The following is a 9,529-nucleotide window of genomic DNA, read 5'->3' on the forward strand; positions in this document are numbered from 1 at the left end:
CTTGACATCTCAAGACTTCGACGCTGCTGAGCCCGGATCCGTCGCGTCCGCAGACGAACCTCCCTACCGCCAGCTGCGTATGCTCTGGCCGGCCGGCATCCGACCTGCCAGCGCACTGATGCACGCGCCTCGCGGGTACCAACTGCGAGGTGGCGCCGATGACGACGCCGAGGCTTTCCTGCAGCTGATGGCGCGGGTCGACCTCGGCACGTGGGACGACGAGAAGGTCCTGCACTGGACCACGACAGTGGTTCTAGGCGGATGGACCGTGGTCGTCCACGAGGCGAGCGATCAACTCGTGGCCACTTGCATGGGGCACCATCGGCCGATCGAAGACCTGTATCCCGAGGGCTACGAAGTGGGCTGGATCGCTGCAAGTCCTGACCACGCCGGGCATGGTCTTGGCCGGATCATCACCGCGGTCGCGACAGCTCGACTCCTGGACGCCGGCGCAAGGTGCATCTACCTCCAGACCGACGACTTCCGACTCCCTGCACTGAAGTCCTATCTCGATGTTGGCTTCGTTCCGCACCTTTGGGCGGAAGGAATGCAGGAGCGTTGGCGGACCATCTGCACCCAACTCCAGGTCCCGTTCACACCGAAGGAGTGGCCCGGCTATCAAAGCGTCGGCCACTGATCTCTCGGCCGCCTCACCTTCCAAGGTGCATCACTACAGGCTGATAGCCATCCCAGCAGTCGGGCCGGGACCGACCTACACGTCTTCTTGGCCAACAGGGCCACGTTGTGGAGATAGATGATGGATCTAACTGACCGTCTCCGGAACGGGCTCACGATCTCCTTGACGCCCACGCTCGACCATGCATGAATGGGCGCAGTCAGTGAATGAAGCTCCTCTCCACTCAGCGAAGGTCTCTGGCGTGGCGAAGGAGCCCTCGTAGGCGACGGATCGACACCTCCCGTCGCTGCTGGGACGTATTGGCTGAGCAGGACCTCGTGCGTCCTCCCGGCTGGCACTTGAGACGTTCTCCTACTTCGGACCCCGGCCCGCGAAGGAAGTGGACGATGAGCGGAGAGTCACTTCGGATTGGCATTGCCGGAGCCGCACGGGGCGCAGGCTTCGTCGCCGGAGTCCGGGTGGCGGAGTCGGCCGGTAAGGCACGTCTGGAAGCCGTCTACGACCCGGACCCCTCCGCGGTAGAACGCTTCTCCCGCGAGCACGAGGTACCGGTCGGCTGCGCGAGTTTCGAGGAACTACTCGAACGCGTCGACGTGGTCGTGCTCTCCTCGCCGCAACACCACCACGCGCCCCAGGCTATCGCCGCGCTCGGCGCCGGCGTGCATGTTCTCTCCGAGGTACCCGCGGCAGTGAGCCTTCCGCAGAGCGAGGCGCTCGTCGGTGCCGTACGCGCAAGCACCGCCACCTATGCGATGGCCGAGAACTATTGCTATATCCGCGCGAACCTTATCGTCCGGTCAATGGCCAGGGCCGGGGTGTTCGGTGAGCTCTACTACGGCGAGGGCGAGTACCTCCACGACGTCCGCGATCTGCAGCACACCGCAACCGGACAGCGCAGCTGGCGGTCGTACTGGCAGGCTGGTCGCAACGGCTTCACCTATCCCACCCACAGTCTCGGCCCGCTCGTGCAGTGGTTCGACGACCGGATCGTCTCCGTCAGCTGCGTCGGCACCGGAAACCGCACCGCGCCCGAGCACGAGATTGACGACACCGTGCTCCTGCTCGCCCGCACCCGCCGTGGCGCCCTGCTGCGGGCTCGCCTCGACATGCTGTCCAACCGGCCGCATCTGATGGACTACTACTCATTGCAGGGAACCAACGGCGCCTACGAGGCCCCTCGGGCGAATGGCCAGGAACCCAGAGCGTACGTGCGCGGCCGTAGCGCCGAGGGCACCTGGGAACCGCTGGACTCCTACACCACCGACTTCCTACCCGCCCGCTACGCGCAACCACCAACCAGCGCGGGGCACTGGGGTTCTGACGCCTGGCCGATCCTCGACTTCATCGAAACCGTACGCGAGGGCCAACCACCGAAGGACTCCATACCCGTCGACGTATACGCCGCCCTTAACATGACCCTGCCCGGCATCGTGTCGGAGACTTCCATCCATCAGGGCGGCGCCTGGATCGCCGTACCCGACCCGACCAAGTTCACCGATGGCATCGGCACCGAACCCGGCCGAGAAAGACCGCTGGCATGAGCGGCAGAGCCGGCCCCTCCAGACGTAGGTTCCTATCTTTGGCGGCAGGATCGCTCGCCGCGACCGCCGTCGGGGCATGCGGCCCCGACAAGTTCACCTTGCCGCTCGAGCTCGCGCAGGCGTCCCAAACGCTCGGAGTGGCCAGTTACGAGACGGTGATCGCTGGAGCGTTACTCGCGAGCGTCCCGGGCCTCATCGTCTTCCTCACGTTCCAACGCCACCTGCTGAGGGGAGTCGTCGTCGGTGGCTTGAAGAGCTGAGGCACCGAGTCCAGGCATGGAACCGGGTCAAAGAAGAGAAGGGATCCAGGATGGCAAGCTCCTATTCGGCTCGCGGGGTGTCTGAGACCACCGCTGCACGGGCACGTTCTGTCATGCCAGGCGGTGTGAACAGCGGGCAGCGCTCCATCCCGGGCCTCGAAGACCTCGTGATCACCCGTGCCAAGGGTTCCCGGTTCCAGGACGATACCGGGAAGGAGTACATCGACTTCCACGCTGCGTTCGGGCCTCCGATCCTCGGGCACAACGACCCCGACGTGGCGGCCGCGGTCGCTCACGCCGCCCGGACTGTCGACCTGTGCGGAGTAGGCGTAACCGACGCAGAGGTGCAACTGGCGGAAGTCCTCGTCGACCTGGTGCCGAGCGTCGAAAAGGTCCTCCTGACGAGTACCGGAAGCGAGGCGACGTTCCACGCCGTTCGGGTGGCACGGGCCGCGACCGGGCGCCGTCTGGTGGTGAAGTTCCAAGGCTGCTACCACGGATGGCACGACTCGGTGAGTCTGAACGTCATCTCCGCTCCCGGGCGTGTGGGTCGCCACGACCCGATCTCTGCCGGGATTCTCCCCGAGGTACTCGAAGCCACGCTGGTGCTGCCGTTCAACGACGAGGAAGCGGTGCGTAGGACGTTCGAGGAGCACGGGAGTGACATAGCGGCTGTCATCGTCGAACCCGTTCCGCACAACGTGGGATGCCTGCTGCCTACACCTTCCTTCCTGCAGACCCTCCGCGAGGCGACCCACAAGCACGGCAGCGTGTTGGTCTTCGACGAAGTGATCACGGGGTTCCGCCATGACCTGGGAGGCTGGCAGCGGATCTCAGGTGTCACTCCTGACCTCACGACCCTGGGCAAAGCGATCGCGAACGGCTATCCGATTGGCGCCATCGGCGGGCGAGCGGACCTCATGGACCTGTTCAGCTCGCGACCAGGCGGATCGGCGTTCTTCGCGGGTACCTACAACGGTGCACCAGTGGTGGTCGCGGCGGCTGTTGCCACGCTGACGAAGCTGCGCAACGAGCCGGTTCACGAGCACATCTTCGGGCTTGGTGAGCGCATCCGGACTGGACTGCGCGACCTGTACGCCGAGATCGGGGTACCAGCCGTTGTCACTGGGTACGGCTCCATCTTCGTGACGTACTTCATGTCCGGCGGAGTGCCGCGAAGCTACGAAGACTTACTAGCAAACCGCGGGGACCTGTTCGTCGGGTACCGCCGTCGACTGGTGAAGCGCGGCGTCTTCGAACTCCCTCTCGAACTCAAGCGCAGCCATGTGTCGTACGCCCATACCGACCACGACGTCGATCGGCTCCTCGAGGCAACCCGCGAAGCTGTGCTTGAGACGCTGCAGTTCGACGGGGTCGAGGAGGCCGGCGTCGCGAGGACCATGGGTGGGGTGACCCGATGATGCTGACAGTCGACAGGAGCCGGCCGACCACTCACGCGGGACGAATCAGCCGGGTCGAGACCCTGACGCTCGGCACGGCGTGGCGGGACTTCTCCTTCGTACGCCTGCACACCGACGAGGGGCTCACCGGCGTCGGTGAGATCACCCATCCTTACCGCGGCAAGCAGGCGTGCGACCTGGTTGTTGCGATGGGTGAACGACACCTTCTTGGAGCTGATCCCTTCGACGTCGAAGAGATCTGGCTGCGTATGTATCAGGGTGACTTCCTCCGGGGTGGCGACATCGGCGGGATCGTGCTCAGCGGGGTCGACCAGGCCGTCCACGACATCATGGGGAAGGCTCTGGGGGTTCCCGTATACCGCCTCACCGGCGGAGCGTGTCGTGACAGCGTTCCCGTCTATGCCAACGGCTGGTACACCGGTGAACGCTCACCCGAGTCGTTCGCAAAGCGCTCTCGGGAGACCGTCGGGCGGGGCTTCTCGGCCCTGAAGTTTGATCCCTTCGGCACCGGACTTGGAGCACTGTCTCGCGAAGAGCGGACCCTCTCCCTCGACATCGTGGCCGCGGTGCGCGAAGCGGTGGGCCCGGATGTCGACCTGTTCGTCGAGGGCCATGCCCGGTTTGCCATGCCAACCGCCTCGCGCCTCGTGCGCGACCTCGAGCCGTACGACATCGGCTGGTTCGAGGAGCCTCTGCCGTGGACCCACATCGAGCGGTACGCAGAACTCCGCCAGCGCGCGACCATGCCGATCGCCGGCGGCGAACACTTCCACAACCGCTACGAGTACCGACACCTGTTCGCAAGCTCCGCCGTCGACATCATTCAGCCTGACCTGTGCATGGCAGGCGGCTATACGGAGATCCGCAAGATCGCGGCTCTTGCGGAGATGCACGGCATGTTGGTCGCACCGCACAACTCGAACTCCCCGTTCTGTACGACGGCGACCGTTCACGCTGCCCTCGGAATGCCACAACTTCTCGTACTGGAGACCTTCGACAGTCTGCTGGAGGACTACGTCGCCGACGCTCTGCGGGGCGCCCTGCCGATCAGCAGCGGTCGCATCCAGCTGCCCACGAAGCCTGGCATCGGTATCGAGCTCGACGACAGCGTGTTCGCAGAACACCCGCCACGGTCCGGCTTCTGGAACATGTTCGCCCCAGGCTGGGAGAAGCGAGATCGCTCATGATCATCGACGTGCACTGCCACGCCTTCCAGTGTGCCGAGCACATCGGCGAACCCTTCCGCTCCGAGTCTGCCCGCGCCCACGGCGGCGAAGTGGACCTTACGACACACCGTGAGCACTACCGCAACACCAGCCCGGCCGACACTCGCACGATCGTCATCGGCGGCAAGGCACGGCGCAGTGGGCTCTGGGTCGACGACACCTCAATCCGCGACTTCGTCGCGCGGGAACCGGACCGCCTCATCGGCTATCTCTCGGTCGACCCGACCCAGCCCGGCTGGCAGGACGAGATGCGCTACGGCCACCAGGAACTCGGCCTCCGAGGCATCAAACTGATGCCAATGTATGCCGGCTTCGACCCTGCCGACCCGGCGTACGATCCGCTCTTCGCCTACGCCGAGGAACACGGACTGCCCCTGCTCGTCCACACCGGAACAACCTTCGTCTCGACCGCGGTCCTCCGCTGGGCCCGGCCCGTTCACCTCGACGAAGTCGCAATCCGGCACCCCGAGCTACCCATGGTGCTCGCGCATATGGGTCACCCATACGAGGGCGAGTGCCTCGCCGTGATCCGCAAGCATCAGAACGTCTACGCCGACGTGTCCGCCCTGCACTACAGACCGTTCCAGCTGTGGCACAGCCTCCAGCTCGCCCAAGATTACGGCGTCACCCACAAGCTCCTCTTCGGAAGCGACTACCCCTTCACCACCGTGAACGAGTCAATCGACGGCCTCCGCGCAGTCGCCAGGGTCCCTGGCATTCCCGGCCTCCCTCCGCTCGACCCGGACAAGATTGAGCGGATCATCGCCCAGCCCGCTCTAGAACTCCTCAGGCTGGAGTGACTCGGCTGACCAATCGACACTCGGGGCCGGATCATGTCGTGAGTCGACCGCGTTCCTCAGGCATTGGGTACGTAAGAGCGGCAGGCCTCGTCGGCGGCCTGAGACGCCTGGTCGTGGTCGCCGATGACGTCGACCCATGAGGTCCGCTGATCCCAGGCGGCGCCCGGCGGTAGCGACCACCACGAAATCGGGTTGTTGTAGGACCACCGACCCGTGCCCGGTGCTGGGCGGTAGACGACTGCTCCAGATTTTGCGAGCAGCGCCAGGACGCTAGCGATGTAGGCCGAGGCGGTGTACTGCTTCCTCTTGAGAGCGTTGTGCCCCCAGCGCTCGACCATCCGCGCGAAGGCCTCTGGTTGCCGCACGGCATATGATCGCTCAACCAGCCCGTACTCGAACCAACCCTCGCCCAAGGCCGCCAGTGCGGCCGGCAGTTCGACGTCAAGGCCGAGTTCCTGGGCCATCCCAACCACCCCGGGAAGATCCGGAGGGGGCGACACTGACAGCCAGGACCATTGCATGTTGTTCGGATGCCCCCTCGTCAGCTGGCACGTATACGACACCGAGCCGTCTGCGAGCCTGACGCCCGCTACTGACTCGCCGGCGTGTAGTGGGCAAACCTGGTGCGCCACGAGCTCCCCCATCGACATCAGTTGCAGGAGGTCCAATCCTCCTCCCTTGCCGCAGCCGACGTGACGGGATTGTCCACTCTGACCGGGCAGACGGCGGAGGCTCGGTGAGTGGTGTGATGCCGCGAGCGACCGGGTAAGTCTCCGATCACGCTGGGAAGCAATCTCGTACCGAGTTGTACGTCGCAGCGACCTCACGGATCGCCAGTATCGGAGTAGAGCTGTGGCGGCACACCGGCTCATCCATCGGGACGAGTTCGACGAATGCATGGTCTGTGGCCAGACGTTCGAGCAGGCGACAGACGACCTGGCAGAGCTCATCCCCTGCCAGCCGTCAGCGACAGACCCGCACGTGTGGTCTGCCGTCGCCGGTGGCGCCGAGTGCGCCTACTGCAACGCTTTCGTTGACGACGAGACTCCGACGGCAGCGATACCCGCCGACTGCATCGACCGCTCGTCCGCGGGCTGACTCAACGAGGCGGGCGGACGGTCCGAAGGCATTGCGTAAGCCGAAACGGAAACAGTCCGTAGTGTAGTGCTGGCTCAGGTCCCCGCTTTCGATGTTGCGCCCGCTGCCGGCTTCACAGGTGCATGCCCGACTGAACCCAGTCGAACGCCGGCAGCTTGCTGTGCGGGTCATCGAACAGGACTGACTCGTCGTTGACGATCTCGTGGACGAGTTCCGGTGACAACGGGTAGTCCACATCTTCCGACCGCGTGGCCCAGAAGTAGGCGAAAGTCAGGGAGTCACCTAGCTCGTTCAGCAGGGCGCCCGCGACATCGCGGGAGTAGCGCTTGACCACGTTCGCGCACACGTCTACGAAAGGCGCTTCGAAGTCGGGATCGTCAAGCTCCCAGCCCAGCTGGTCGACCGAGTTCAACGTGCGCAGGTGCTCGGTTGTGATCCCGTCATCCACCCAGGTGCCCACGTCGTGGCGCCAGTCGCCCGCCGAGTGTCCGTCGCCATACGCGTTGAACTCGCAGTGCAGGGCCCACAGGCTCATCAGACATGCTGCTGCGCGCGCCTCCGAGACGTCGTCGCTCGCGGCGACCAGCCCCGCTGCCTGTAGAGTGCCGACCGCCCACTCGACGAAGGCGTCTTCGGAACCGATCCACCAGACGGAGAAGTGGCTCTTGGCCGCCTGCTCGAGAGCGCGCAACCGCTTCGGCCCATCCTCATGCTCCACTTCCGGCGTCGTGCGCTCGCTTCCGGCGCCTTCCTCCTTGACCCCTGCTTGCTGACGTTCCCGATGCCGGCGCATCACGGCGAGACGAGCAGCCGCCAGGGTGCACGAGCTGGCCCGATCGAGCACTTCTGTCGGCGTCGCCTCAAGTTCACCGGACTCGCTGCCACGCAGACCAAGCGCCTCCAGCTCTGGGAGGTCAGGGCCCGTGGTGATGGTGATACTTCCGTCAGGAGCGAACCCGTGCCTCACCATCATCCTGCCCTCTGCGGCCCGCAGTGCGCGCCACAGGTCGACAGCCTCGCCGACGGTGTCGATCTCGTACGACAGGTCGTCCCCTGCGGACAGGTCGTCTGCCTCATCGAAGCACGTGCCCAATCGGCGAGCCACTTCAGCACCCGAAAAGGCACCTGCCTGTATGCCGAACTCGCGGTCAAGGATCTCGACGAGCTGGTCCAGTTGCACACGTGCTAATAGGAACAGGCCGACTGCAGCCCAGTCACGGCCCGGGCGCTCTCCTCGCTGGTCGTGCAGTGAAGGATCCGAAGAGCGTCGATCCTCCTGAGCATCCAGTGCCTCTGAGGCCATCCAGAACCGTGTGCCGACGATGTCGAGCTGCAACGGGACCCCCGCGAACCAGGCCACTGTCTTCCTTTCATTGGCGTGCGATACGAACCTTCCGCCCCTCACCGGTGAGGACGGACGCCAGCGTGCGCACCTGTGCCTCCAGGCGCGGCAACGGTTGGGTCAGGTCAAGGCGGTGTACAGCGACAGTGACTCCAGTACCCAAGATCTCGTACGGCACGGGCTCGTCACCGCCATCCGCGTAGATCAGGTGGCCCGTGCTGAGGCCGAGGCGGGCGCAGTACGTGACCAGCTGGTAGACGTCGGGGTTCGAGACCTTGCCGGCGTCGTCGAGCAGCTTGTACTTGGTGTCTGCCACGGCACAGGCGCCGCCTGCTCCCTGGCGCAGCAGGTCCGGGCGGATCGCCAGGGTTCCGCCCTCGTCGAGGGGCATGGTCTCCTGCGCGCTCCAGGCCGGGTCCGTCTCCTCGAACAGGCGCGCCACAAGGCGCTCGAAGAGGGTGGCCATGTTGAGGCGGAAGCCGTAGATCGGAGTCTCACCAAGTCTGTCCTCGACGCCGGCGAAGCGCAGCACGATCTCGCTCAGAGCAAGTAGCGAGTGCAGGCGGGCGTTGAGCCGGGTCGCGGTCCAGGCCGGCGGGACCTCGCCAGGCACGAGGGGCTGCGCGTCGACGAGCATTCGGTCGAGCCGGCGCAGGTCGGTCTCGGCCTCGTCGCCGAGGCCAGGCAGCTGCAGCAGTGCCAGGGCTGCTGAACGGATCAGTCGGTTCTCGGCGGTGTCCACCGTCCACTCGTCCACGGTCACTTCCAGCGGACTGACTTGCCCGAACCGTCGCAGGTGCTGCTCACGGAGGCGCACACGCCCGCGCAGAACCGGCAGGGTCTGGTCCTCGGTGCGGTAGCCACGCAAGGGACCCGCTGCCATGGCGTGCGCCGCCTCGGCGGTGAACAGTCGGGCAAGGACGACACTGAGGTCGGCGTCGTCGACGACGTGCACTTGCTCGGGGTCGATTGTCAGGTTCGCCGCCGCCTCGGCCCTGGCAAGCAGCGTCAAAACCTGCACGGCGCCGACCTTGGGGGCCACCCGGACCACCAGGTCGCCACGGCGCATCACACCAACCACATGCTGCGCGGTTACCCGCCAGCCGGCCGCCTCTGGTGTGGCCGTGACCATTCCGGACGCGTTGAGGGCCGCCGCATCCCCTGTTGTAAGCGCCACCCCCGACAGGACTTGACCCTCGCGTAG

Annotated in this window: 9 protein-coding genes; 6 read left to right on the top strand and 3 right to left on the bottom strand. The window is 65.5% G+C overall.

What is annotated here, in order from left to right; translation table 11 throughout:
• Nucleotide 1: 1 nt before the first annotated feature.
• The 6 genes from FHR37_RS14175 to FHR37_RS14200 all read left to right on the top strand — a co-directional run bounded on the left by FHR37_RS14175 (nt 2) and on the right by FHR37_RS14200 (nt 5,885).
• On the top strand, nt 2-637 hold the full coding sequence (locus FHR37_RS14175) for a GNAT family N-acetyltransferase (protein WP_139238943.1): 636 nt from the start codon (nt 2-4) through the stop codon (nt 635-637).
• 299 nt (nt 638-936) lie between these two features.
• Nucleotides 937-2,178 carry a Gfo/Idh/MocA family protein gene (locus FHR37_RS14180; RefSeq protein WP_179771004.1) on the top strand — a complete coding sequence of 414 codons (1,242 nt, stop codon included), beginning with the start codon at nt 937-939 and terminating at the stop codon, nt 2,176-2,178.
• A gap of 38 nt (nt 2,179-2,216) precedes the next feature.
• A complete protein-coding gene (locus tag FHR37_RS14185) occupies nt 2,217-2,438 on the top strand; it encodes an ABC transporter permease family protein (protein WP_092883458.1) in 222 nt (73 codons plus the stop codon).
• A 77-nt stretch (nt 2,439-2,515) separates the two neighbouring features.
• On the top strand, nt 2,516-3,859 hold the full coding sequence (locus FHR37_RS14190) for an aspartate aminotransferase family protein (RefSeq protein WP_237768774.1): 1,344 nt from the start codon (nt 2,516-2,518) through the stop codon (nt 3,857-3,859).
• Entirely contained in the window at nt 3,856-5,046 is a 1,191-nt protein-coding gene (locus tag FHR37_RS14195) for a mandelate racemase/muconate lactonizing enzyme family protein (protein ID WP_237768775.1), read from the top strand. The genes FHR37_RS14190 and FHR37_RS14195 overlap by 4 nt, the downstream gene beginning before the upstream one ends.
• Nucleotides 5,043-5,885 carry an amidohydrolase family protein gene (locus FHR37_RS14200; RefSeq protein ID WP_092883461.1) on the top strand — a complete coding sequence of 281 codons (843 nt, stop codon included), beginning with the start codon at nt 5,043-5,045 and terminating at the stop codon, nt 5,883-5,885. The genes FHR37_RS14195 and FHR37_RS14200 overlap by 4 nt, the downstream gene beginning before the upstream one ends.
• A 56-nt stretch (nt 5,886-5,941) precedes the next feature.
• Here FHR37_RS14200 and FHR37_RS14205 read toward each other — a convergent pair whose 3' ends face one another.
• The 3 genes from FHR37_RS14205 to FHR37_RS14215 all read right to left on the bottom strand — a co-directional run bounded on the left by FHR37_RS14205 (nt 5,942) and on the right by FHR37_RS14215 (nt 9,457).
• Complete coding sequence (locus FHR37_RS14205) at nt 5,942-6,349, bottom strand: hypothetical protein (protein WP_139238944.1); 408 nt, start codon at nt 6,347-6,349, stop codon at nt 5,942-5,944.
• Nucleotides 6,350-7,095: 746 nt separating this feature from the next.
• Complete coding sequence (locus tag FHR37_RS14210) at nt 7,096-8,343, bottom strand: hypothetical protein (RefSeq protein WP_092883464.1); 1,248 nt, start codon at nt 8,341-8,343, stop codon at nt 7,096-7,098.
• A gap of 10 nt (nt 8,344-8,353) precedes the next feature.
• On the bottom strand, nt 8,354-9,457 hold the full coding sequence (locus FHR37_RS14215; protein WP_237768776.1) for an McrC family protein: 1,104 nt from the start codon (nt 9,455-9,457) through the stop codon (nt 8,354-8,356).
• Between the last annotated feature and the right edge of the window lie 72 nt (nt 9,458-9,529).

The organism is Actinopolymorpha cephalotaxi (genome assembly GCF_013408535.1).
Classification (GTDB): Bacteria; Actinomycetota; Actinomycetes; order Propionibacteriales; family Actinopolymorphaceae; genus Actinopolymorpha; species Actinopolymorpha cephalotaxi.